Genomic DNA, 24,177 nt, shown 5'->3' with positions numbered 1-24,177 from the left:
CGAAACCGGTTAGCTTATTTTTTCGGGGGTTCGAGTGATCCTAAATAATTTTTCCGTACCTAATACGGATTTAAAAGTCAGTGTCACTACTGAATTTGATAGTGAGGAACTCAGTGGTGAAACCAGCAGCACAAGTGTGGCGCACAGAGGAATAAAGCCTAAGTCTGTGAATGCCACCTTTTTGGTGAAGTACTCGGATTCCGACCGCCTTACAAACTTTTATCGAGTCGCTGAGGCCATTGATACCAATGGCGATCTATTGATCTATGACATCACGGATCAAACGGCAAATGCTGCCAATATTCGGCAGGTTAGGTTTAGTGTTCGTATTGAGCAGCGTGAACTGGTGAACTTGAAAGCCTGGCGGTTAAGTTTCAGCTTGCAGGAGCATTTGAGCGTAGCGGAGAAGACGGAACAGCGTTTATCAAAAACCAATGAGCAGGCAGTTGCTGGTGTGGATGGCGCAGGTAGTCCGGGACCTCTGCAACAGCCGAAGATCCAGACAGGCTTTGAGCAGGTCCTAGAAAAAGTAGAGAGTGCCATGAGATGAAACTGCACAAAACAATTACCGTGGCCGGTACTCCCTATGCGATCGTGGATAGTAATGTGCGGGTCAATTTATTCACTCCTGGTAGAGCGCTGTTCACCGTACAGGCAGAACAGAGTTTGAAGGGCCTGGTGGTTTTCAGCTGCGGCTATGATGTAACGGCGATCAAGCCCTGGTTTCTCGGGTTTGTGGAGGCCTGCACCCAGGTTGATAAAAAGCAGCAGCGCATTTTCTGTCGTGAACTGTCGGCAGCTCTTTATTATCGCTTGCCGCTGGCGCTTCGCGGCGTGGACCTACAAGGGGCCCTTAATACAATCTCTGGGGCCACTGGGCTTCGATTCACGTTGCCGGCGGGTGATATGGCCTACTTAAAACAGCGTGTGGCAACTCTCTACAATACTGCCAACGGTTATCACATGATGGATTCCCTTGGGGAGGTTTTCGGGATCGCTAAGCTGCTTTGGCAACAACAGACGGATGGCCAAGTCTTTGTAGGCAGCTGGAATGATTCCAACTGGGCCACTAGCCCGGTGCAGGTGGACCGCACCTGGGAGCGACAGTTAACCAGCCACAACGGCGCAACCTTGCCAGTGATGCCCACCATGCGCCCTGGTGCGCTGTACAACGGCGACATACTGACCGGGGTTGAACTGGTCGGGGCGAAGATGAACATCACCTGGTCGGCCAATCCTTGGGCGGAGCGTTAGCGATGTTGGAGAAGATTGTTAAACGGATTGTGCGGCGTCTGTTCCCTGAGCTTACAGGAGGCTTGCACTTGCCGTTGTGGGGCCAGGTAATCAACGCCCAGGTAGCCATTAGCGAGGCGGTAGAGAGCACCGACGAGCAGCCAGGCTATTGCGTAGACGTGCAGCTACTGGGTGCGGACGGCAAACCGGATACGGCCATGCCACTGATGGAGAAAGTACCGCTACCGGTAACGGGCATCGGCGCCGAGCGGGGGTTATTTGCATTCCCGCAACCGGGCTCCCTGGTGGAGCTGGGTTTTGTTATGGGGTTGCCGCACAGGCCGTTTATCCGCTCGGTATTTGCGCGGGGTGAGTTATTACCGAAGCTGGGCGCCGCTGATGTGTTACTGGCCCAGGATGCGGCCAACTATTACCGCATCGATGACAGGGGAAACATTAACGAGCAATGCCAGGCAGTGGCAGAGCGCTTTGCCAAACTGAAACAACGCCTGGTAGTGAAGGACGGCGGCACTGTATGGCTTGGGAATGAATCTAGCAACGTACTACGGATTCTGGATGAGCTAATCAAAGTGACCAGCGCAATTGCCAACACCGCCGCAACACATACCCACGAATACACCGATAACGGTACAAAACTAAAAACCAAAGCGCCCGACCAGGCCGGGGAATTTAGCGGGCAGAAGAGCGACGCCGACAAACTGGATTCTGAGCTGGCGCCGATTGTGGGTTGATAGAGCTCACAGGCATTACCGTACCCATGATAAATATGTAATTGAATTGGAGGTAATTATGGGAGGAGAGATCAACAGGTTTGCAATATTTGCCGAAGGAGTCCATTTAATGAATGGTGGTGCAAAAAGCTAAAGAGGTTCTGCGCCTACTGAAGAGGCGGCATTGGAGTTAGCGGAAGAAATTGCGAAGTTTAAGAAAGCAAAGTTTTATTCTTGGTTGCAGATTTTGGATATTGTGACAGGGGCCTATACCGAGCGCTTAATAAGGTGGGGAGGGATTTTAGAGAGAGAAGAGTTGATTTCTTACTTGATTGCAAGTAATAGTTGCAATTACTTATGCTACAAGCAGATCATCTTACGGCCCTATAAATAACCTGTTTAGTGACTTGCCCCCCCCCCCTCCTAAAAGACAAGCTTTCACTGAGTGCTTGATTGCTTTTGCACCAAAACATGAATAGTATTTCCATTCGTTAAATACTTTATTTCTAGCTTATCTGGAGTAGCATCAAAAACTCCAACTTCCCATATGCTTTTTAAACCCCATTCTGAATTATATATTAATTTATTTTTATCTTTTGGGTCTGGTATTTTCAGTGGTGGCAATTCTGGTGGTTGAAGGACTCCGTTTGCATCTTTACTCCAAAATGGTGCACATGCCCCCATAAAAGCAAATGTTGCTGACTTCCATTGGGTGAATATAAATATCCTACGCTTCCCCCCCTCGCTAAAATTTTCGCAATAGTCATATGCCACACCAAGCTTAGCATCACTCCATGCGCTTGCAGCGAAAGGAATTTCTGCCCCTTTCCCATTACCAGGAATGCTGAAGCCAGGTATGTTCAACCCCATAATATTATTTAGCCAAAATGTATTGGCATACTTCAACACATAAGGGCTTTGATTTTCTATATTTAATGCTCCTGGGACACCTGCTTTATACGCTTGATAGGCATTCAGCAAGGCTATGAAAGTTGATGAGGTTTGGCTCGCTGCTGGAGTTGCAAGGCTATCTACATGATTTTTTTCTGAGCTCTCATGGTTGCACTTGGGATCAGACATGTTTTAAAACCTAAAGCTTTGATATACATCAGATAAATCAACTTTAGCTCCCCCAGTTTAAAAGAGTGGCATTAAGTTATATTAAAACCTTATATTCAAAGGGGCTAAGCTATGTGAAAGTTAATAAGTAGCTATCTACATGTCGGGTAGTTTTGTTAGAGATGTAAAGAGGCTGTCTACAACTATACCAGCTATACATTGATTTTAATGTGCCTCTTTAATTTCTATTTTTTCTGAAATGCTCTTACCCATAAGCTGGAGAAGAGATGATATAAGCTTTCTTTACAGATAAAATAATTTTTTCATCTCATTAATTTCACATGCTAAGTTTCAAGCAATAATTGCAATTCTCTTATCTTGTAGCTCCACAAGCAACTCATTCAATGGCGTACCATCCCGGTTCGCTCTAGGCCTGATCTTCAGGCAATTTATTACAAATTGAACCTACTCGTCTGTTGCTTTTTTAAAGTTGGTATCCTTTTGTAATTACTGTTGAGTGAGGCTGTTAGTGTTTTCATTAACCCCTCTCTTTCCCAGGATGAATATGGGAGGCAAAAAAATATCGCCTTGCTAGGAGGTGTTTCTGATCCCTAACGGTCAACTCTAGCTCTTTTAAGGGATGGGGCCGGAGGTTCCTGCGCATAATATGCTGCTAAGTTAGTATGTAGGACTGTTAGGGTAATTAACTATTCATTGGAAAAAGTATTTAAGAAAAAGATGTGTTAATTATGAGATAGTTAAAGTTTGACCGAAGCACTTTTAGTTTGCAGTGGGTGTCTCTGCATGCAAGAGGAAATGAGCTTTTGAGCAGAGTGGAACAGTTTGGTGATGGGTCCTGCTAACATTTACATATAATTACTTATTCTTAATCGATCTCTCCGAGGATTTTTATGTGGTATGGATTAATTGGTAACCCACACCAGCAAGGCTCGAAAAAAATTCAATGTCCGCAGATTTTGCACAAGTGGTGCTTATCGGAATCTTATTGCAGAGGGTGCTAATACGAAATTTGCGCTCTTCTGTGCTTTATATTCGGATAAGGCTAAATAATTCCTCTCTGCATCACCTAAAGGTCCAACAATTATTTCCTCTATGCAATCTTTTATGCCTTTCAACTTTATGAAAGGTATGAGAGCGCCTTGCGATGGTCTGTAGCAAGTCTCGTTGTTTGAGATTGGTAGGTCTCTATAAAGTCGTATTTCTTCTTCTTCGTAATAGCCGGGATCTTTAGTTTCAAATCGCATGTGAGTTTTGTTGATTACAAAATTAAAGGCATCCTGGAATTTCTCTGATTTGTGTATTTCTTCTGTGGCGTAGTCAACGCCTAAAAGTGAGTTGTGATAAAACCCGGCAAGCTCCTTCCACCGAGAAATAACTTTTTCATAATCATAATTACATTTGCAGAAGTCATAATCAGTTGATATTTCTTGTAATTTCTTGAGATTAAAGCCAATACAGTAGCCCCCATTTTCTGCGCAGTATCCACGCCATTGACTCAAGCGGTCTGGAGCTGCTGAGAATGATCCTACATAGATGCGTGAGTGATAATTCTCACTACCTGTATATGTTCGTTCTAGATTGTAGAATATTAATTCATGTGATTCCGGGTTGCAGTCGGCCAGAATTTTATCTTTATTGTCTTTCAGTATTTCATCAGCGTAGGCCCCCTCTGATGGATCATTAAGAAATCTATGATCAGTTAACCAAAACTCATCTTTATCGAGAATCCCAAAGAGCCCTTGAATGTCTGTGTAATGATAGATTAAGTCCACTTTACATCCGTCCTGTTGTTTTTAATTCGTTTGATAGTGGTGCCTCAATAAGTGTAAAAGCTAAATATTTATTGTGATATAGGTCGACTAGCTGAAGATCAACCGTAATCGAAGCTTTTTCTAGTCTTAGAGCAAAGGAAGTAAAATTCTTTCGAGACTGATTAAAATGATTGTCGTTCCATTGGCACTGGACTTTAACACTTTCAGGCTGACCTTCTAAGGAGTTGTAAACAAACCTGCCCCCTAATCGTTTGCTTTGGATCTGAATATCACAGCGGTTGTTCGATGACTCACCTATTACAATCAGGATGCCATCATCAGTGTTTCGGGCCTCTATAATTTTGAGTTGGTTAGCATCAACTTCCAGCAGGTTATCTATAGTTGGGTAGATTTCACTTTCTTTCATTGTGTCATTGCACCCCGTCAAAGCTAGAAAGAAAGCACTAAAGGTCAAAAGCCCCTTGAAAACTCGCATAATCAGTTCCTTCTGATTTTTTTGATCATTAATTGTGCGACAAAAAGGGCCACCGGTCACTCCTCCCCACGCCTGCCGATTTTGGGTGCTCTTTTAGCTGGTGAAATGACACAAGTGGCCAGCGCTTGAGCTGGTGCGGGGTCTGAAGTCAATGGAGATTTCACACTGTGAAAGGTTTTGAAGCGCTTTGAACAGATTTTTCACTGCTCAGGACCACGAAATCCTGGTATCTATTACCGGGGCGATGGGTGTCTGAAGCCACCTTTAAAGCTGGATATGATTTGTACCGGCTTGATCGGTAGTAACAGTCTTGCCCTCCCAGTTACCTTGAGCCTTTTGTTCTTTTCACTTCGGATAATGCCTTCGAGATTGCTTGCTTTGCCTTTGTGTATGAGCTTTTGGGGTCTGCTTCATTAGGCAGAACAGTGAACTGCTTCTCTTTGTCGGTTAGTGGCTTATCGCTCATCGTCATGGTCCTCATCGAGATCAATGATCATCTTTCCATCTTTGTCACTTTTTCCAGACGCCAAGCCTTCTGGCTCTTTGATTTTGCCTTTGCCTACTTTCATTTGTTGGGCTAGTTTTTTTAGGCCGGCTTTAGCCCGCTCTTCTTTGGAAAGCTTTTTGAGCTTCGCGTCATGAGCAGTATTGAAGTCTTTGATTTTGTCATTCATCAAATAATTCTCCGGATACAGCTGTCGCTTTTGGGGTCGTACTGGAACCCTTTGTGTTCATAGTAATCTCGGACATCACTATTCATAGGGTGCATGATTTTTACATGCGTAGCTCCGAGAAGAGTGGCATAGGCGTATAGGGCCAAATAAGTTAGGTCTAAATGTGGTTCCCCAGCTTCTGGTGATTTCTCGATATAGTCCAGCCTTAGCCCTGTAGCGTGATATGTAGGGCGCCCCATAGCAAAGCCTACTAGGCGGCTCCCAACCCAAGTCGCAGATTCAAATCGTTTAGGGAATTTGAGTTTCCAGCTCATCCAGGAAGAAGGCCAGTCCCAATCAACCTTCCGGTTGGGATGATTCTCCCAAAGCTGGAAAGCCGCATAGGAGGCACTATCGACAAGTGCAAGGCGGGTATCTGGTAGATCCAGTGCCTCATTGGCCATTTGGATCGATTGCCGCCTGAGTTCGGCATATCTGCGCTCTAGTTCCTCGCACATACCTAGCTTGAAGCCTGCCATAAAAACTCCTTTTCAGATGGCTTTTCCGCTTCTTCTTACCGCAGCCGGCTTCAGCTTTACCCGTTAATAAGTCAGCTGAGAGGTGGGGAAGGGGATGTTGTGTGCATATGCACTTTCCGCCTCCCTGGCAGTAAGAGATATTTTTGCGTTGAGACTTTGTTGAGACTTAAACGAAAAAGGGCGGTACCAAGAAGATTGGTACCGCCCTTCGGTGCTTGCAACTCTATGATTTACAAGGCTTTATATGGCGGTGGGGCAGGGATTCGAACCCTGGGACCTGTTACAGTCAACGGTTTTCAAGACCGCCGCTTTCGACCACTCAGCCACCCCACCAAATTGTGCTGTGCATTATACATAGCTTCGTGCTACATACAAGTGCCGTTTTAAATTTTTTCAATTAGTTCAATGGGTTAGGTGATTTATTGACCAGTCAAGGGCAATTCTTCAGATGTAAAAAGCCGCCAGCAGTACAACTGCTGGCGGCTTTGATGGTTGCTTAGCCTGCTTCTGCAGAATTGTGGTCAGTATTAGCCTGTGTTACTTGACGTGCCACACGCGGGTCATTGGCTGGGCGTGCAAGTGCACGAGGACTGTGCTGGATGGCCGCTGGTTGAGCGGTGTCTAGCGGCTGCTGGGAGCCTATGTCACGATGCTCTGTCACGATTGCCAACTCCAGCAATGGCTTGGGGTTGATGCGCGGGTCGTTGCCGGCGCGTCCCTGAGTTGCCGGCGTAGCGATTTCCTCAGAAGCTTTAGCTTCTGCAGCCATCATTTCCTCTCTGGCGATAGCGTCGCCTTGCTCTACCGATGCCTTTGCGGCTTCACTGGCTTCTTTTAGGGCAGTTTCTTCAGCATCTTCAGTTGCTGCGGTAGCCTCCACGTTAGTAGCAGGTGCCGACACTTTTGTGGCTTGTACTTCTTGAGAGGCTTTGGGGGTTACCAGGGTAGGAGAGGGTTGCTCTTCTCTGGTTGCAGTAGCCTTTTCAGGTGTTACTGATTGCTGAGCGGGTGCCTCGTTTGGGATTGCTGGCTGTGCCTTTGGGGAGGCCTCTGCAACTGGCTTTACTTCCGCTTGGCTTTCAGAAACCTTAGGCGCAAAAGGCTTTTGCTCAGGAGCCTTCACTACAGGCTTGGGCTCGGTTACCTGGGTGGGCTCGGGAGCTTTTTGCTCTTTGTGCTTGGGCTTCGCCGCCTCACTCACAGGAGCTTCGCTTAAGTTTTTGGTTGCGGTATCCCTGGATTTCCTGGCTTCACTTTCCGCTTCGTCAATCGCTTCATTGACTTCGCGATTTAGCTCTTCCTGGCTCTGAGCTACGGCTGTGGCGGCAGTGTTTTCTGTACGGCGGCCACGACGACGAGCTTGTGGACGGCCCCGAACATTGCTGGGGCGACGTGCCGGGCGATCCTGATCGGCGCTTTCATCTACCTGTGAGATGTTTTCGTTAGTGTTACCCTCGGAGACGTTGCCGCGATTTTCATCTTTACGGCGATTGTCTCCGCTACGGCGGCGGCGGCGACGGCGCTGTCCTTCACCGCGGTCGGCTCCGCTATCACGCTCATCGAACGACTTTGTGGTCTGCCTGGCTTCGCGCAGGTCATCGCTCTTGCTATCTTCGCGGCGATCGTCTTTGCGGCGAGCCTGGCGTTCATTGCGACTGCCACGGTTGCTACTGCGCTGATTGCGATTGCGGTTGCGATTGCGCTGGTAATCTTTACCGCGGTTTTGGGACTTCTGATGCTTTTTGGGCTCTTCTTCTTTGCTGGTGAAAAGCTCAGCAATAGCGTTTATCAGGCGGCTAAACAGACCTGGCTCCGGTTTTTTCTCCGGAGTTGGTGCCGGTGCGGTGTGCGCGAGCGGTTGTACAACAGGCTGTGCTTGTGGGCGCTTTGGCTGCTCTTCTTTCTTGGTGACAGTTTCCTCTACGCTTCCAGATATTTTATAGGAGGTTTCGAGGGTAGATGTGTCGTCATCGCGTAGGCGCTGAACCTCAAAGTGCGGCGTTTCAATTTCCGCATTAGGTACGACCACTACGCGGGTTTTATTGCGTGACTCAATTTGGGAGATCGCCTTGCGCTTCTCGTTGAGGAGGTAGGTCGCAACGTTTACCGGGGTAATTGCGCGAATCTCTGCGCTGCGCTCCTTCTTGGCCTCTTCTTCTACTAGGCGCAAGATAGAGAGGGCCAGAGATTTGGTGCCGCGAATAGTGCCTTGGCCGCTACAGCGGGGGCAAACGCGGAAGGTGGTTTCACCGAGAGATGGGCGCAGGCGCTGGCGTGACATTTCCAGCAAGCCGAAGCGGGAGATGCGGCCAACTTGTACACGGGCGCGGTCCATGCTGAGAGCTTTCTCCATGCGCTTTTCAACTTCGCGCTGATTGGACTTGCTTTGCATGTCGATAAAGTCGATCACGACCAGGCCGCCCATATCGCGCAGGCGCAGCTGGCGGGCAATCTCATCGGCGGCTTCCAGGTTGATGTTGCGCGCGGTCTCCTCAATGTCTCCGCCTTTGGTGGCGCGGGAGGAGTTGATATCAATGGAGACCAGTGCTTCAGTCACATCAATAACGATTGAGCCGCCGGAGGGAAGTTTTACTTCGCGTTCAAAGGCGGTCTCAATCTGGCTTTCGATTTGGTATCGGTTGAAGAGCGGAATGCTATCTTCGTAGAACTTTACCTTGTGGGCGTAGTGGGGCATTACTTGTTCAGCAAAGCCCTTTACTAGTTTAAAGGCATCCGCATCATCAACAATAACTTCACCAATATCATCGCGCATGTAATCGCGAATCGCCCGGATGATTACATTGCTTTCCTGGAAGAGGAATTCGGGCGCGCTATTTTTGTCCGCTGATTCTTTGATTAAGCTCCACAGTTGCAGGAGGTAGTTGAGATCCCATTGCAGCTCTTCGCCACTGCGGCCCACACCGGCGGTGCGTACAATCATGCCCATGCCAGAGGGGACATCCACGCTGGCTAGGGCGTCACGTAGCTCAGAGCGTTCATCGCCCTCAATGCGACGGGAGATGCCGCCGGCACGGGGGTTGTTCGGCATTAGTACCAGATAGCGCCCGGCGAGACTGATAAATGTGGTGAGGGCGGCGCCTTTGTTGCCGCGCTCTTCCTTATCTACCTGAACAACAACCTCCATCCCCTCTTTGACGACATCTTTAATCTTGATGCGGCCTTCGATGTCCTTGGGTTGCTTGAGGAAGTATTCTCGGGAAATTTCTTTCAGGGGAAGGAAGCCGTGGCGCTCTTCACCGTAGTCGACGAATGCGGCTTCAAGCGAGGGTTCTACACGGGTGATTTTACCTTTGTAGATGTTGGCTTTTTTCTGTTGACGGGTGCGATTTTCAATATCCAGGTCATAGAGCCACTGGCCGTCCACCAGTGCTACACGCAACTCCTCAGGCTGGGTTGCGTTGATCAACATTCTCTTCATGCGTGTCGATTTCCTTGCGTTGCGCAAAGGTGAGACACCGCTCATTGCAGGCTTGCTTATGGGCCGCCAAGAGGAGATGACCTGGTGGCGGGGCAGGGAAGTTAGAGAGGCTGTCTGTTCCGCAAATTCAGTCTACGCGGCCTTTCGAGACGAGCGTTCGCCCAACATTCCACTGCAAAAACTCCGGATATGCGATGCTGTGCTGCTATCCGTTGGCACTTACCAGTACCTTTCTTCCTTTAGTACCTTACGTTTAGTACTGCCCTGTACCGGGGCCGTGGGTTTCCATGGCCGGGTTGGGCGCCACCCTTGGGTCAGTTTCAAGCTGGGTGGCAAGGTTTGCGTCATCGTTTCTAGCTCTGTAGCTCGGCTTTTGGCCGCTACTCTTCTTCTATATTTTGTTGACCAGGTTAAAGTAAGCAGTTGTCTCCTGGTTGCCAGTTCGGTCGCTGGCATTATCTACAGAGCGGGACGCAAGTTTTGAGTCGTCCTTTCAAGCGCTGCGGGTCGCGGCCCGTCTTACCTTCGCGATTGTTACCCACTTAACTGTGGGCTGTTGTGCTGGTGAGGCCCCCTTGAGATTCTCGTTTTGGGGAGTGCTCATCAGCTAAGTTTTTATCAATAACACGGGTATGCCCGCGCACTGGCCGAACAGCAGTATTTTCTCCGAAGCCATGGCTATTTCTTCATGTGGGAAGCCGCCGATGACCGAAAACCAGCCGAATTCAGGCCGGCCGAATATAGCACGGGCAGGGAGGTGCTTCAATTGTCCTTGCGGCGGCGCTATGATGCGCGTCATGCGAAGTACACCTCCCCTGAAAACGGCTGCGGCCGACACTCCCTCTGATACCTGGAACCCCTCTGGCGGCGTGCAGTTTTTGACTGTGCCTGAAGAGCTGGCTGGGCAGAGGATTGACAATTTCCTTCAGGCACGCCTAAAAGGTGTGCCCCGTTCACGCGTTTACCGAATCCTGCGCAAGGGTGAGGTAAGGGTAAATAAAGGACGGGTAAAGGCAGAATACAAGCTCGCGGCGGGCGATATGGTGCGTGTGCCGCCAATTCGTGCGGCAGAGCAGGCTCCTGCCCCCCATGCTGGAGAGCAGCTGCGCCAGTTGGTGCACGACTCCATACTTTATGATGATAAGGGCCTACTTGTGATCAATAAGCCTGCCGGCCTTGCCGTTCATGGCGGTAGTGGCGTCCGGCTTGGCTTGATTGAAGTGCTCCGGCAGATGTATCCGCAGAGCCCATTTATTGAGCTTGTGCATCGCCTCGACCGGGATACTAGCGGTGCGATCATGGTGGCGCGCAAGCGTAATGTTTTACAGCATGTGCAGGCGGAACTGAGGGGCGGACGGATTGGGAAGTCTTATCTGGCGCTGGCGGTAGGTAAATGGCCTCGAGGTAGGAGGGTTGTTGAAGCCCCGTTGCGTAAAAATACCCTCAAGAGTGGTGAGCGGATGGTCTCGGTGCATCAGGATGGAAAGGCTTCCGAGACGCGCTTCCAGGTGTTGGAGCGTTTTAAGGCGGCAACACTGTTGGGCGCAGAGCCGGTAACCGGGCGCACCCACCAGATTCGCGTGCACGCCCAGTTTGTTGGTTGTCCCCTGGCGGGTGATAGTAAGTACACCGGTGGTGAGGATAACCGTGCGTTTCGTGAGCGAGGCCTTAAGCGTCTTTTCCTGCACTCGGCTTCTGTGCGCTGCACGCTTCCAGACGGCACCGATGTGCATGTTGAAGCGCCGCTACCCACTGAAATGCAAGCGCTATTAAAGAAGTTGCGAGACGAGTAAAGGGGCGCGGCGATGCTGGTTATTCTCGATTGGGATGGCACTGTTTGTAATTCCGAGGCGCGGATTGTTGGCTGCATGTTGCGCGCGGCGGCGCGAGTTGGTTTGCCGGCACTTTCTCCTGGAGCGGTGAGCAATATTATTGGGTTGGGTTTGCCGGAGGCGGTGGCCACTCTTTTTCCTGAGGCTGTTGATAAAGATCGGCAAGCCTTGAAGCAATTCTATTCAGAGGAGTGGATGGCGGCGCGAGTGGAACCCCTACCTTTATTTGATGGGGTTTTAGATACTTTGGATGCGTTGCTTTGCCAGGGGCATCAGTTGGCGGTCGCCACGGGGAAGAGTCGTCGAGGCCTCAGTCGGGAGTTTGAAGAGCATGGCATGGAGCACTTATTTATAGCGAGCCGCTGTGCAGATGAAACTGCTTCCAAGCCAGACCCATTGATGCTGAGTGAACTGCTAGCTGAAGTTGATTGCGGTGTTGATGATGCGGTGATGGTTGGTGACACCACTTATGACTTGGCAATGGCGGCAGCGATTGGTATGCCCGCCGTGGGGGTTAGCTATGGCGCTCATTGCCCAAGTCGCCTGCGGGAGTGTAATCCCCAGGCGATTATCGATGAGTTTTCCGGGTTGCTGGGTTGGCCGCCGCTTAGCTCTTAGCAGTTGATTTCAGTGGATCTATACCAAATTCGCCGAGCAGATCTACCAGGCGAATTAGGGGTAAACCTATAAGAGTGTTGATGTCGGTGCCGTCGAGCTTTTCAAATAATGCTATACCGAGGCCCTCCACTTTAAATGAGCCTGCACAATCGTAGGGCTCTTCCAGCTCAATATATTTTTCAATTTGCGGAAGGCTGAGTGGACGGAAATACACTGTAAAGGTTTCCACGGTGCTCACTTGGCGGTTGCTTGCGCTTTCCAGCAAAGACAGCCCTGTATGGAAGGTAACTTTGTTGCCGGAGCAGGCCTGTAATTGAGCAATGGCTTTGTCGCGGTTACCGGGCTTGCCCAGAATTTGTCCCCGGCATTCTGCAACCTGGTCGGAGCCGATGATCAGGGATTGGGGGTTGTCTCGCATTAAAGCGCGAGATTTTTCCTGTGCGAGCCTTAAGGCAAGGGCGCCAGCGGCCTCCCCTGGCTTGGCATCTTCATTTATATGGGGAGATGCGGTCTGAAAGGGGAGGTGGAGTTGCTTCAGTAGCGCCCTGCGGTAGGGGGAGCTGGAAGCTAGTATCAGTGTGGAGGCCATTATTTGGGCGGTTCCATGGTTGTTAGGTCAAAGTTTGTGACCGAGCGATACTGCAGTGACTGAATTGTTTTGACAAGGGTAGGGTGAGTCCATAGAATTGCGCGCTTATGTCGATAGCCCCCTCTAAATCAGTATTGCCTAAGAGCGTTGACGCTCGGAAATTGGTGCAGCGCGAGCAGTATCTGGAAGGTATTTTGCCTCTGGAGTCACTGCAGCGACTACGTGAAGCCGTTGAGTCTGTGAAAGGGGAGGTCGAGGCTGAAATCCAATTTGGCCGCGACCTGCAAAATCACCTCACTGTTAGCGGTAAGGTGCACTGCACGGTGGATTTGTTATGCCAGCGTTGCCTGCATCCTGTAGGCGAGCAACTCGAGGCGCAGTTTTGCTGGGGTATCGTTTGGTCTGAAGAGCAGGGCAAGGCTCTTCCCAAAGACTTGGATCCGGTGATTCAGGATGGCGATGAGCTGGACTTGCACCAGATCCTCGAAGATGAAATTTTGCTCAATCTGCCGATGGTGGCTTATCACGATGAGGAGTGTGTCTCCAAGGAGACTTTCCATATTGGTGAGAAGGCATCTGAAGCGGGTGAGCAACGGGAAAACCCCTTTAAAGTGCTGGAGCAGTTGAAGGGTTCTTCGGGAAAATCCTAGATTTTCTCTTAGAGTTTGGGCTCGCCGGTAGGCGCCCCGGTTCCAGCGAAATTTGTTTATTTTAGGAGCTAGCAATGGCTGTTCAACAAAACAAGAAGACTCGTTCCCGTCGCGGTATGCGCCGTTCACACGACGCGCTAGGCGCCGGTGCAACTCTCTCCGTAGACCCGACTACTGGTGAAAAGCACCGTCGCCACCACGTGACCAAAGATGGTTTCTACCGTGGTCGCAAGGTGATCGACATCGGCGGCGGCTCCGAAGAAGAGTAAGCTTTGTCCAGCCAATTGCGATTGGCCGTGGATGCAATGGGCGGGGACTTAGGTCCCCGCTCTGTCGTTCCGGCCTGTATTAGATTTCTTCAAAATTTCCCTGAAGCGCAGTTGAAACTTTTCGGCCCGCGCGCGCAATTAGAAGCTCTGCTCCTCGAGCAGCGCCACGCTCAAATTCCCGATCGCCTTGAAATCATCCCTTGTGAGCAGGTTGTTACCCAAGAGTGCAACCCTTTGCAGGCGGTTCGCCATAAGCGCAACTCCACTATGGCCCAAGCTCTAAAAGCTGTGGCGGAAGGTAGTGCCCAGGCAATGGTTACCTCTGGAAATACCGGCGCCCTTTTGGCCTTAAGTCGCAGTGTTCTGGGTAATATTGAGGGCGTTCGCAAGCCGGCACTGGGCAAGTCTGTACCCTCAGGGCACGGTTCCTGCTACCTTTTGGATCTCGGCGCAAATGTGGGGTGCAGCGCGGAAGATCTACTGCAGTTTGCGCGTATGGGTATTGAGGCTCAGCATCTCCACACTGGCGTTCCGCGTGCGGACATTGAGGTTGCACTGCTGAATATTGGTGCCGAGGCGCACAAAGGTACTGCTGAAATACGCAGGGCGGCCGAGCTCCTCGATGGGGATCCACAGGTTAACTATGTGGGTTTTGTGGAGGGGCACGACATCTTTACCGGGGCTGTCGATGTAGTTGTGTGCGACGGTTTGATGGGAAATGTTGCCATGAAATCCGCCGAAGGCGTGATTAGACTGATGGGTCAAAAAGCGTTCACCATTGAGAAAAAGGGGTGTTTCAAACGTTTTTTTGGCCAATTAGCCATAAAGCTGTTGCGAAAATGGCGCACACAGGTGGAACCCGCTCGCTATAATGGCGCCAGCTTTGTAGGGGTGAAGGGCAACGTGATTAAAAGTCACGGGGGTGCCAGCAGCGAAGCTTTTTACCGGGCTATGGTGACGGCAAAAGAATGTGCCGATGCCGATTTGGCTGCCAGAGTTGGCGCGGCCTTGGTACAAGCTGGCGAGCGAAACTCAAAGGAAATGGGGTAGATACTACACCTCCCTCCTACTGAAATTTGCCAAACAGGTTTAAGGATATCTTATGACCAATGCCGCGCTTGCATTCGTCTTTCCGGGGCAGGGATCTCAAAAGATCGGCATGCTCTCCGAAATTGCTCAGGAGGCCCCTGAAATCCAATCCACCTTTGCTGAAGCCTCAGAAGTTCTGGGATATGACCTCTGGGATCTCTGTCAAAATGGTGAGCAGGAAGCAATCAATCTTACCCAGCGTACACAACCTCTTCTTTTAGCCTCCAGTGTTGCTCTCTATCGCCATTGGCGTGCTCGTGGTGGTGCGGTGCCTGCTCGCATGGCAGGGCATAGTCTTGGGGAGTGGTCGGCATTGGTGTGTTCCGGTGTCCTGGCTTTTAAAGATGCTGTCCACCTGGTTCGTGAACGTGGCCGCCTGATGCAGGAAGCTGTACCCGTGGGTACAGGAGCTATGGCCGCAGTGATTGGGCTTGATGATGATGTGGTGGGAGAGCTCTGTGCTAAAGCCGCTCAAGGTGAAGTGGTGGCTGCGGTGAACTACAACTCTCCGGGCCAGATCGTAATTGCAGGCAATAGTGCTGCTGTGGAAAGGGCGATAGATGCCTGTAAGGCGGCCGGTGCAAAGCGTGCCATGCCTTTGCCGGTGAGTGCGCCATTTCATACTGAGTTAATGCGTCCGGCAGCGGAGAAGCTTGCCCCTCAGATCGAGGCGGCGGAATTCAGTGCCCCGCAAATCCCTGTTGTACACAACGTGCATGCCGAAACTGAATCTGATCCTGCGAAGATCAAGGCTTTGATGATTGAGCAGATATATAGTCCGGTTCGCTGGACTGCCTGTGCGCAAAAGCTGATAAACGATGGTGCTTCCCAGCTGGTCGAGTGTGGTCCGGGTAAGGTGCTGGCTGGTCTCATCAAGCGTATTGATCGCAGTGCCGTTTGTCACGGTATAGACACTCCCAGCAGCTTTAATGAAGCACTGAGATCTACAGCCGCCTGAGTTGCTCAGGCACGATGGCAATGGTCAAATAAGGATAAAGCAAGTATGAGTCTGAAGACCTCCCTTGAGGGCAAAGTTGCCCTGGTCACTGGTGCCAGTCGCGGCATAGGTGCAGCAATTGCGGATATGTTGGGCAGCCAAGGCGCAGTGGTCATCGGTACTGCCACTAGTGCTGGTGGTGCCGAAAAAATTAGTGCGCGTTTCGCCGAGCAGGGCTTCAATGGCGCAGGTATGGTACTTGATGTCACCAGTGCGGAAAGTATCGCTGGGCTGCTAGAAGTAGTGAAAAATGATTTTGCGGCGCCGACCATTTTGGTTAATAACGCGGGAATCACAAAAGACAATTTGCTCATGCGCATGAAAGATGATGAGTGGGACTCGGTGATCGAGACAAACTTATCCGCTGTCTACCGTATGACAAAAGCCTGCCTCAGAGATATGACTCGGGCGCGCTGGGGGCGTATCATCAATATCAGCTCCGTGGTGGGTAGCATGGGCAACGCGGGTCAGAGCAATTACGCGGCCACCAAGGCTGGAGTAGCAGGTTTTGCTCGGTCCCTGGCTGCAGAGATCGGCTCTCGCGGCATTACTGTGAATACTGTCGCCCCGGGTTTTATTGATACCGATATGACCAAAGTGCTGCCTGAGGCGCAGCGCGAGGCGCTTCTTGGTAAGATCCCTCTGGGTCGTTTGGGGCAGCCCGAAGAGATTGCCTCTGTTGTAGCCTTCCTGGCGAGTGATGCCGGAGCTTATGTCACGGGGGAGACGATACATGTCAATGGCGGCATGTATATGGCCTGAGGTACGTTGAAAATATTTCAATAACCTATTGATTTTTAAAAGTTTTTTGTATTTGCTGATGGTGCCGCAGAGCCGTGCATTACAACCCTAAAAACTTGGGGTACAATGGCCTCTGAATTATCCAAAAGCTGTGTGAGCCGGTCGTTATCGCCGTTAATTGGATTGGCGAAATAACAATAGCGACTAAAACAGATTTTTACCCACTAGGAGTTAAATTGAATCATGAGCAGCATTGAAGAGCGCGTTAAAAAGATCGTTGCTGAACAACTGGGCGTGAAGGAAGAAGACGTTAAGCCTGAAGCCTCTTTTGTTGAAGATCTGGGCGCGGACTCACTCGACACAGTTGAGCTGGTAATGGCTTTGGAAGAGGAATTCGAAACCGAAATCCCCGATGAAGAAGCTGAGAAAATCACAACTGTTCAGCTGGCAATTGATTACATCAAGGACAACCTTGGTTAATTCCTGCTGGGTGGTTTAGGCGCGAACAGTTTTATTACTGTGCGTAGCCAAGCGTTTCTGAGAGCCGTTCTATGTTACATAGCGCGGCTCTCTTTATATTTGCACTATGGAATTGTGACTGCTGTTCTAGTGTTGATTCCTTCGTACTTAGATTGAAGGGAGAGCAGTGGCAGTAAGAGTTTCGGGGGGACCGCAGTGTCGCACAGAAGAGTTGTTGTAACCGGAATGGGCGCAGTGAGCCCGCTGGGTAACACCGTAGAGGAGACTTGGTCTGGCATCCTAAAGGGCGTCAGTGGAGCTGCTCCAATAGAGTCATTTGATGTTTCGGCGTTCTCAACCCGCTTCGCCGCTATGGTGAAAGATTTTGATCCGACTCCTTATGTAGCCGCAAAAGATGCGCGCAAGATGGACACTTTCTTGCAATATGGCCTGGTTGCGGGTAACCAGGCGATGGAAGATAGCGGTCTGGAAATTAATGAAGAGAATGCTTCGCGTATGGGGACCTGTATCGGTTCCGGTATGGGAGGCATTTTGGCTATTGAAGATAATGCCCTGTTAATTGCCGACAAGGGCCCTCGACGAGTGTCACCATTTTTTGTGCCGGGTGCCATCATCAATATGGTCGCTGGCAATTTGTCGATAAAATTTGGTCTTCGAGGTCCAAATCTCGCCGTCACAACAGCCTGTACTACTGGCACTCATGCTCTGGGATTGGGTATGCGGACCATTCAGTATGGCGATGCGGATGTTATGGTGTGTGGCGGGGCCGAAATGGTCACTACGCCTGTTGGGCTCGGTGGTTTCTGTGCGGCCAGAGCGCTCTCTACGCGCAATGATGACCCCAAGACGGCCAGCCGCCCCTGGGATAAAAGTCGAGATGGTTTTGTGCTGGGAGAGGGAGCCGCGGTACTTGTCCTGGAGGAGTACGAGCACGCGAAAGCCCGCGGCGCAAAGATTTACGCAGAGCTTGCAGGCTTTGGTATGAGTGGCGATGCCCATCACATGACTTCGCCTCCAGAAGATGGTGCTGGAGCTGCGCTCTCCATGCAGAATGCACTTAATGACGCCGGTATGAATGCTGCTGATATCCAGTATATCAATGCTCATGGCACCTCTACGCCATTGGGAGATACGGCTGAAATTCAGGCTGTTCGTGAGGTTTTTGCAGATTCTTTAGAAGAGCTGGCGGTAAGTTCTACAAAGTCTATGACTGGCCACCTTCTCGGTGCTGCAGGGGCTCTTGAAGCAGTTTTCTCTGTCCTCGCTCTGCGCGATCAAATGGCGCCGCCAACAATCAATTTGTATGACCCAGACGAGGCTTGTGAAAATATCAATCTAGTGCCTCAGGAGGCCCAGCCTAGAGTAATTAATTCGGTACTATCTAACTCTTTTGGGTTTGGTGGCACCAATGGTTCATTAATCTTCAAGCGAACCTGATCTGTCTGCCCGCCTCTGGGCGGGCAACTCCCTTCCTGATATGTGCAAATTGCCACAATTTTTTCTCAGAAGCCGACCTGTGCAGAGCTTGCCTGCTGATGAGAGTTACGAAGATGGAATCCTCGAAACCATGCGCTGTCACAACAGAAGGTTGCCGCTGTGGCCGCTACACCGAGAGCGCCTGGCCCGGAATGCTGGTTTTGATGAGCTGCTTCTTAAAGAGATTGATCAGTGCATACCCCGGTTGGTTGAGCAGCTTAACCAGAAAATGGCGATCGCCCGATTGCGGCTGGGTTCGGTTGGTGGTGAGTGGTGCTGGGATCTGTCCTTGTTGCCGCTAAATTTGACTGCCGAGACTGAACTTGGAGTTCGGCTTTACCCCTGTAAGACCTATCTACCGCTTTCAAAAAGTAGGAACTTAGGCAGCAAACTTCTATGTCGCAATCGATATAATAAGGCGAAATCTGAGCTTCCTGACGGGGAGCGTATCGATGGCCTGATGTTAGATAGTGAGGGCAGGGTTATCGAGAGCTTGCGTTGTAATTTACTGGCTCGCTTTGGTAATACCTGGATAACGCCTGATTTGCATCGCTGTGGTGTCCGGGGCGTCATGCGGGACTGGTTATCCAGTGAGATTCAGTGGCAGGAGCGAGATTTAGAAATTCGGGATCTGAGCGGGGCTGATGAAGTAGCATTGTGTAACAGCGTGCGCGGGGTATTGCCGGTTGTCGAGATTATCGGTCATCAACGTTGGCCGATCGGGGCTGGTGTTCGAGGGTTGCAGCATTTGATCATGGAAACATTGTGGTAAAGAAAAAGCGGACAAGCTCTCCTTTCAAGTTTTGGAAAATCCTGTTTAGTGGTTTTCTCCTCGTTGCCTTATTGGGCGGAGCCTCTCTGTGGATGTTACAGATGGCCCTAGCGTCTCCGCTGGCTGTGGGAGAAAAGGGCCTGCAATTCCAAGTGCAAAAAGGTAGCAGCTTATCTGGAACCTTGCGGAAATTGAAAAGTGACGGGGTGATTAGCTGGCCGCGATTGATTCTTGCCTATGCCTATTGGGAGGGCAAAACCGATATCCACTCTGGTGAGTATCTGATACCCAGCGGAAGTACGGCAGTGGATTTAATTACCCGGTTAAACCGGGGTGACGTCACCATTTATCGACTTACTTTAGTCGAGGGGTGGACTTTCCGGCAGGCGCTGCAAAAGATTCGCTCGGGGCAGAGGGTTGTTAGATCTGAGGCTGGCAGTAGTGTCAGTGCCGCGGCCAGGGCTCTTGGCCTGAAAGAGGGTGCTGAGGAAGGTTGGATTTTCCCAGATACCTATGTATATCGCTCTGGGACTACAGATATTGAGCTTTTACGCGAAGCGTATGAACGTATGCAGCGCGTGCTGGATGAAGAGTGGCAGGCAAAAGAGGATGGCCTCCCTTACGCAACACCCTATGAGGCCTTGATTATGGCTTCGTTGATTGAAAAGGAAACTGGTCAGCCTTCCGAGCGAAGTCAAATTGCCGGAGTTTTTGTGCGGCGCCTAAATATGGGCATGCGCTTGCAAACCGATCCCACCGTAATTTATGGGCTGGGGGAAGACTATGATGGTAACCTCACCCGAGCACACCTTCGCCAGCCAACCCCGTATAATACTTATGTAATCAATGGGCTCCCCCCTACGCCAATTGCACTGCCGGGACGCGCGGCTATCCGCGCCGCACTGAACCCAAAGCCCGGCAAAAGCCTGTATTTTGTAGGTAAGGGGGATGGTTCCCATCATTTCTCAGCCACTCTGACAGAGCACAACCGTGCGGTGCGGGAGTATCAGCTGAAAAGACGAGCGGATTACCGCTCCAGTCCGGCAAAAGGAAATTAGAAATAGTGTCGCGCGGAAAATTTATAACCCTGGAAGGCGGGGAGGGGGTTGGCAAGTCTACCAACCTGCAGTTTATTACCCAGTGGTTAGCTGATCGTAATATTCCATTTATTCAAACCCGTGAGCCAGGCGGCACTCCCCTGGCTGAGCAGCTGCGGGAGTTGCTACTGGCTAAGCGTGACGAGGCTGTTGATCCCACGGCGGAGCTGCTTATGGTTTTTGCCGCTCGAGCACAACATCTGGCGAAAGTGATTATCCCGGCCTTGGAGCGGGGTGACTGGGTGATTTGTGACCGCTTTACTGATGCCACTTATGCCTACCAAGGTGGGGGGCGAGCGCTTGACAGGGCTCTAATCGAGCGTTTAGAAAATGATGTGCAGGGAGATTTGCGGCCTGATAAGGTGCTTCTTTTAGATTTGGACCCGCAAATAGGTTTACAGCGCGCTGCCAGTACTGGAGCTGCCGACCGGTTTGAAAGTGAGCAGCTGGCTTTCTTCCACCGGGTGCGTGAAGCTTATCGTGAACGTGCTCAGGCAGCCCCTTCACGCTATGCCGTTGTCGATGCTAGTCAACCTTTAGTGCAGGTCCAGCAACAGCTGGGACAAGAGTTACAGCGGCTTCTTTGATGCACGCTTTAAAATATGGTCACCACGAGTGTGGTGAAGTTTCCAGTTACAAATTTGGCAATTGGCAGTGTCTGAAGTACCTGAACATACCCCTATTCCTTCTTTACTACCCTGGCAAACGGAACAGTGGCAACGGCTTGGTACCCAGTGGCGCGCTGGTCGATGCCCTCATGCCCTATTACTGAGTGGCCAGCCTGGTCTTGGCAAACGCGCTTTTGCTGAGGCTTTTTCTGCGCTGGTATTGTGCGAGCAGCCCAGAGAAGGGCAGGCCTGTGGAAGTTGCAAGGATTGCCACCTTTGGCAGGCGGGGTCGCACCCGGATTTTCTTCGGGTAGAGCCTGAAAAGGTAGGCGGTCCGCTTAAGGTTGAACAGATTCGCCAGCTGGGGGATTTTGTCTCCCGCACCAGTGGGCGCGGGGGGGCGCGCTTGGTATGGCTGGCGCCAGCGGAAGCTATGAACATCAATGCGGCCAATGCGCTATTAAAAAACCTGGAGGAGCCTGCGGCATCAGTGATTTTCCTTCTGGTCAGTGACTCTCCCGCAGGTTTACTGCCAACAATTCGCAGTCGTTGCCAAGCTGTTGCTTTTCCATCCCCTTCTGCAGAAATGGCATTGCAGTGGCTGCATGGATATGGTTTGAAGGAAGGTGCGGCAATCAAGGCCCTGGCGTTGGCCGGTGGGGCGCCATTATTGGCTACGCAATTGGCCGAGCCAAAATGCGAGGAAGTTCGGGAGCGCTTTCTGGGGGAGCTAATTGCCCTAGCTCAGGGTGGTGCAAGGGCTGTGGCAGCTGCAGGTCGCTGGGAGACTCCGCCCGAGCCTGCAGATCTGGCCCAGCTTATTCAATTTTGGCAGCAGTGGGTTGCCCAAATGGCTAGGGTGCGCAGTTGTGATTCCACTGGCGATACTCAGGTTATGACCCTTCTTCAGAGGTTCCCAGGAATAGGGCAAGGCAGTTTGCGCCCACTGTTTGGTTTTTACGATCACCTCGTTCAGGCGCGTAAGGGGCTTGCGAGTGGAGCGAATCCCAATCGTCGCTTGTTGCTGGAGGAGTTGATGATACGGTGGTCTAGGCTTTTTGCTTAATGAGAAATGTAAAGCCGTAACCACACGCGGGGGACATTAAGCTTCTTTCTACCGGGAACGTGTAGTGTTCTGGACAGAAACAGTACGCTCAGATAAGTTAGCGCAACATTTAAAACATTGAGGTTGAGCATGAAAGCCATGGGAGGCGGTGCCCGAAACGGCATCCTATCGCTAAAAATCCAGGATAAGTCGGTTCTCTATGCCGCTTATATGCCCTTTGTAAAAAATGGTGGCTTGTTTATCAGCACGGATAAATCCTACAGCCTCGGCGATGAAGTATTCCTGTTGTTAAGCTTGATGGATGAGCCGGAAAAAATTCCGGTGGCAGGCAAGGTTATCTGGATAACCCCTAATGGAGCCCAGGGAAACCGTACGCCGGGTATTGGCGTTCAGTTTGGTGATAAGGACAACATTGCACAAAACAAGATAGAAACTTACCTGGCTGGCACCCTTGAATCCAGTCGACCTACTCACACGTTGTAATTTTCACATGCTCGTAGATTCTCATTGTCACCTGGATAGACTGAAGCTCGATAAATTTGATGGCGATCTGGATGCAGTCTTGGAGTTCGCACGCAGCCGAGGAGTTGAGAAATTCCTATGTGTTGGTATCAGTCTGGAAAATGCAGATGCCGTCGTAGAAATCGCCTCAAAATATGAGGATGTTGTCTGCTCTGTTGGAATACATCCGCTGGATGTTGAATCCGGTCTCGCTGGGGTGGACGAACTGATCGTGATGGCTGAGCGTCCCAAGGTAGTGGCACTTGGGGAGACTGGTCTTGATTATTATTACAGTACGGACACCAAAGAGACCCAACAGCAGAGCTTTATTGCTCACTTGCAGGCCGCAGGTCAGGTGGGGTTGCCGGTTATTGTGCACACACGCGATGCTCGTGAAGATACAATTCAGTTGATTCAAGAGTACGGAAACCCACAAACAGCCGGTGTATTGCATTGCTTCACTGAGAGCTGGGAGATGGCCAAGGCCGCATTAGATCTTAACTATTATATTTCCCTCTCCGGTATTGTGACATTTAAAAATGCCGAGGATCTGCGCGATGTTGCGCGCAAACTGCCTCTCGATCGTCTGTTGGTGGAAACAGATTCTCCCTACCTTGCACCGATCCCCTATCGTGGCAAGCCCAATATCCCGGCTTATGTGCGGGAAGTAGCCGAATTTATTGCTGAGTTGCGCGGAATTTCATACGAGCAGCTAGCTGAAATCACTACAGAAAACTTTCTCCGATTATTTCCTCGGGCTGCTTAAGCCCGGCTAGTTAGAAGTTCCCTATATGATGAAGCAACAATTGCAGGTCATGCTGACCCTGCAGGACGAAATTAATACCGTTGTTAACAAAAACTGGCGTGCGCAAAATTTTGCCTGGTATCGCGCGATCTGGGTAGAAAGCGCGGAACTCTTGGATCATTACGGCTGGAAGTGGTGGAAAAAGCAGCAACCGGATATCGACCAGGTAAAGTTGGAGCTGGTGGATATCTGGCATTTTGGCCTGAGTCTTGAGCTGCAACAGGGCTCTCCGGCCCAAGTTGCTGAAAAGATGCTGAGGGAATTAGAGGCTGGCCAGCGAGAGCCCGGTGATTTTCGTGAAGACCTGGAGGCCTTTACTTTGAGCACCTTGGCAAGTAAACAATTCGATCTGCCAGGGTTTGCGCAGCTTCTTGCCGACACAGAGATGCCTTTTACTGAACTGTATCAACGTTATGTAGGAAAGAACGTACTCAATCGATTCCGCCAGGATAACGGTTACAAAGAAGGAACTTATGTGAAGAACTGGAGCGGACGTGAAGACAATGAGCACTTAGCGGAAATCGCTGCTGAGCTTGATGCCTCGGCAGTAGATTACAGTGAGCAGGTTTATCGCATTTTGCAGCAGCGTTACCGGGAAACTGCCTCGGCTTGAGCCTTTTTTTGGCGTCTCTTATAAAAAATTAAAGTTTTGTTAGGCAAATTGA

At 50.6% G+C, this 24,177-nt stretch carries 28 protein-coding genes and 1 tRNA gene; 20 read left to right on the top strand and 9 right to left on the bottom strand.

The features are described 5' to 3' along the window. Positions 1 to 34: 34 nt before the first annotated feature. The 3 genes from MJO52_RS11770 to MJO52_RS11760 are packed head-to-tail and all read left to right on the top strand — an operon-like array spanning position 35 to position 1,985. On the top strand, positions 35 to 550 hold the full coding sequence (locus tag MJO52_RS11770) for a hypothetical protein (protein WP_252081853.1): 516 nt from the start codon (positions 35 to 37) through the stop codon (positions 548 to 550). After that, entirely contained in the window at positions 547 to 1,254 is a 708-nt protein-coding gene (locus MJO52_RS11765; protein WP_252081852.1) for a hypothetical protein, read from the top strand. Before MJO52_RS11770 ends, MJO52_RS11765 begins: the two co-directional genes overlap by 4 nt. 2 nt (positions 1,255 to 1,256) lie before the next feature. After that, positions 1,257 to 1,985, top strand: coding sequence for a hypothetical protein (locus MJO52_RS11760; RefSeq protein ID WP_252081851.1), 729 nt, complete (start codon positions 1,257 to 1,259; stop codon positions 1,983 to 1,985). A 417-nt stretch (positions 1,986 to 2,402) separates the two neighbouring features. On the opposite strand, the gene MJO52_RS11755 is transcribed toward MJO52_RS11760, so the two are convergent. The 7 genes from MJO52_RS11755 to MJO52_RS11725 all read right to left on the bottom strand — a co-directional run bounded on the left by MJO52_RS11755 (position 2,403) and on the right by MJO52_RS11725 (position 9,922). Further along, positions 2,403 to 3,044 (bottom strand): hypothetical protein, encoded by a 642-nt coding sequence (locus MJO52_RS11755; protein WP_252081850.1) that lies wholly within the window; start codon positions 3,042 to 3,044, stop codon positions 2,403 to 2,405. A 971-nt stretch (positions 3,045 to 4,015) separates the two neighbouring features. Next, complete coding sequence (locus MJO52_RS11750; RefSeq protein ID WP_252081849.1) at positions 4,016 to 4,816, bottom strand: DUF2971 domain-containing protein; 801 nt, start codon at positions 4,814 to 4,816, stop codon at positions 4,016 to 4,018. 1 nt (position 4,817) lies between these two features. Then, positions 4,818 to 5,291 (bottom strand): hypothetical protein, encoded by a 474-nt coding sequence (locus tag MJO52_RS11745; RefSeq protein WP_252081848.1) that lies wholly within the window; start codon positions 5,289 to 5,291, stop codon positions 4,818 to 4,820. Between the two features lie 455 nt (positions 5,292 to 5,746). Further along, a complete protein-coding gene (locus tag MJO52_RS11740) occupies positions 5,747 to 5,965 on the bottom strand; it encodes a hypothetical protein (protein WP_252081847.1) in 219 nt (72 codons plus the stop codon). Beyond that, positions 5,965 to 6,483, bottom strand: a complete 519-nt coding sequence (locus MJO52_RS11735) for a hypothetical protein (RefSeq protein WP_252081846.1) — start codon at positions 6,481 to 6,483, stop codon at positions 5,965 to 5,967. The genes MJO52_RS11740 and MJO52_RS11735 overlap by 1 nt, the downstream gene beginning before the upstream one ends. Positions 6,484 to 6,728: 245 nt before the next feature. After that, a tRNA-Ser gene (locus MJO52_RS11730) sits at positions 6,729 to 6,816 on the bottom strand. Positions 6,817 to 6,979: 163 nt separating this feature from the next. Beyond that, the gene (locus tag MJO52_RS11725) at positions 6,980 to 9,922 is read right to left on the bottom strand and encodes an Rne/Rng family ribonuclease (RefSeq protein WP_252081845.1); all 2,943 of its coding nucleotides are present in this window, start codon (positions 9,920 to 9,922) and stop codon (positions 6,980 to 6,982) included. On the opposite strand from MJO52_RS11725, the gene MJO52_RS11720 reads away from it, so the two are divergent. Then, a complete protein-coding gene (locus MJO52_RS11720) occupies positions 9,921 to 10,406 on the top strand; it encodes a hypothetical protein (RefSeq protein WP_252081844.1) in 486 nt (161 codons plus the stop codon). The genes MJO52_RS11725 and MJO52_RS11720 overlap by 2 nt on opposite strands. Positions 10,407 to 10,529: 123 nt before the next feature. On the opposite strand, the gene MJO52_RS11715 is transcribed toward MJO52_RS11720, so the two are convergent. Next, on the bottom strand, positions 10,530 to 10,721 hold the full coding sequence (locus MJO52_RS11715; protein ID WP_252081843.1) for a hypothetical protein: 192 nt from the start codon (positions 10,719 to 10,721) through the stop codon (positions 10,530 to 10,532). On the opposite strand from MJO52_RS11715, the gene rluC reads away from it, so the two are divergent. Together rluC and MJO52_RS11705 are read left to right on the top strand one after the other, a co-directional pair. Continuing rightward, positions 10,720 to 11,715, top strand: coding sequence for a 23S rRNA pseudouridine(955/2504/2580) synthase RluC (gene rluC, locus MJO52_RS11710; RefSeq protein WP_252081842.1), 996 nt, complete (start codon positions 10,720 to 10,722; stop codon positions 11,713 to 11,715). The genes MJO52_RS11715 and rluC overlap by 2 nt on opposite strands. 12 nt (positions 11,716 to 11,727) lie before the next feature. After that, entirely contained in the window at positions 11,728 to 12,372 is a 645-nt protein-coding gene (locus tag MJO52_RS11705) for an HAD-IA family hydrolase (protein WP_252081841.1), read from the top strand. Here MJO52_RS11705 and MJO52_RS11700 read toward each other — a convergent pair. Further along, complete coding sequence (locus tag MJO52_RS11700) at positions 12,362 to 12,961, bottom strand: Maf family protein (protein ID WP_252081840.1); 600 nt, start codon at positions 12,959 to 12,961, stop codon at positions 12,362 to 12,364. The genes MJO52_RS11705 and MJO52_RS11700 overlap by 11 nt on opposite strands. A gap of 107 nt (positions 12,962 to 13,068) precedes the next feature. On the opposite strand from MJO52_RS11700, the gene MJO52_RS11695 reads away from it, so the two are divergent. The 14 genes from MJO52_RS11695 (at position 13,069) to MJO52_RS11630 (ending at position 24,125) form a co-directional block, all read left to right on the top strand. Further along, on the top strand, positions 13,069 to 13,611 hold the full coding sequence (locus tag MJO52_RS11695) for a YceD family protein (protein WP_252081839.1): 543 nt from the start codon (positions 13,069 to 13,071) through the stop codon (positions 13,609 to 13,611). 74 nt (positions 13,612 to 13,685) lie between these two features. Next, positions 13,686 to 13,880: a 50S ribosomal protein L32 gene (gene rpmF, locus MJO52_RS11690; RefSeq protein ID WP_252081838.1), complete on the top strand. Its 195-nt coding sequence runs from the start codon at positions 13,686 to 13,688 to the stop codon at positions 13,878 to 13,880. Positions 13,881 to 13,883: 3 nt separating this feature from the next. Next, positions 13,884 to 14,930: a phosphate acyltransferase PlsX gene (gene plsX, locus MJO52_RS11685; protein WP_252081837.1), complete on the top strand. Its 1,047-nt coding sequence runs from the start codon at positions 13,884 to 13,886 to the stop codon at positions 14,928 to 14,930. Between the two features lie 52 nt (positions 14,931 to 14,982). After that, a complete protein-coding gene (fabD, locus tag MJO52_RS11680; RefSeq protein ID WP_252081836.1) occupies positions 14,983 to 15,927 on the top strand; it encodes an ACP S-malonyltransferase in 945 nt (314 codons plus the stop codon). Between the two features lie 45 nt (positions 15,928 to 15,972). After that, positions 15,973 to 16,728, top strand: a complete 756-nt coding sequence (gene fabG / locus MJO52_RS11675) for a 3-oxoacyl-ACP reductase FabG (protein WP_252081835.1) — start codon at positions 15,973 to 15,975, stop codon at positions 16,726 to 16,728. A 222-nt stretch (positions 16,729 to 16,950) separates the two neighbouring features. Beyond that, complete coding sequence (gene acpP / locus MJO52_RS11670; RefSeq protein ID WP_152453358.1) at positions 16,951 to 17,187, top strand: acyl carrier protein; 237 nt, start codon at positions 16,951 to 16,953, stop codon at positions 17,185 to 17,187. 195 nt (positions 17,188 to 17,382) lie between these two features. Next, positions 17,383 to 18,624, top strand: coding sequence for a beta-ketoacyl-ACP synthase II (fabF, locus tag MJO52_RS11665; protein ID WP_252081834.1), 1,242 nt, complete (start codon positions 17,383 to 17,385; stop codon positions 18,622 to 18,624). Between the two features lie 79 nt (positions 18,625 to 18,703). Next, positions 18,704 to 19,435, top strand: coding sequence for an aminotransferase class IV (locus MJO52_RS11660; RefSeq protein WP_252081833.1), 732 nt, complete (start codon positions 18,704 to 18,706; stop codon positions 19,433 to 19,435). Continuing rightward, on the top strand, positions 19,429 to 20,493 hold the full coding sequence (mltG, locus tag MJO52_RS11655; protein ID WP_286036962.1) for an endolytic transglycosylase MltG: 1,065 nt from the start codon (positions 19,429 to 19,431) through the stop codon (positions 20,491 to 20,493). The genes MJO52_RS11660 and mltG overlap by 7 nt, the downstream gene beginning before the upstream one ends. Positions 20,494 to 20,498: 5 nt before the next feature. Further along, on the top strand, positions 20,499 to 21,119 hold the full coding sequence (tmk, locus tag MJO52_RS11650) for a dTMP kinase (protein WP_252081832.1): 621 nt from the start codon (positions 20,499 to 20,501) through the stop codon (positions 21,117 to 21,119). A 67-nt stretch (positions 21,120 to 21,186) separates the two neighbouring features. Then, positions 21,187 to 22,206 (top strand): DNA polymerase III subunit delta', encoded by a 1,020-nt coding sequence (locus tag MJO52_RS11645; RefSeq protein WP_252081831.1) that lies wholly within the window; start codon positions 21,187 to 21,189, stop codon positions 22,204 to 22,206. A 129-nt stretch (positions 22,207 to 22,335) separates the two neighbouring features. After that, positions 22,336 to 22,689, top strand: a complete 354-nt coding sequence (locus tag MJO52_RS11640) for a PilZ domain-containing protein (protein WP_020415211.1) — start codon at positions 22,336 to 22,338, stop codon at positions 22,687 to 22,689. A 7-nt stretch (positions 22,690 to 22,696) separates the two neighbouring features. Further along, positions 22,697 to 23,473, top strand: a complete 777-nt coding sequence (locus MJO52_RS11635; RefSeq protein WP_252081830.1) for a TatD family hydrolase — start codon at positions 22,697 to 22,699, stop codon at positions 23,471 to 23,473. Between the two features lie 28 nt (positions 23,474 to 23,501). Continuing rightward, complete coding sequence (locus MJO52_RS11630) at positions 23,502 to 24,125, top strand: dUTP diphosphatase (protein WP_252085995.1); 624 nt, start codon at positions 23,502 to 23,504, stop codon at positions 24,123 to 24,125. The last annotated feature ends 52 nt before the right edge of the window (positions 24,126 to 24,177 follow it).

The sequence above is a fragment of the Microbulbifer variabilis genome (assembly GCF_023716485.1).
In the GTDB taxonomy this organism is placed as follows: domain Bacteria; phylum Pseudomonadota; class Gammaproteobacteria; order Pseudomonadales; family Cellvibrionaceae; genus Microbulbifer; species Microbulbifer variabilis_B.
This window is presented reverse-complemented; position numbering and strand designations above follow the sequence as displayed.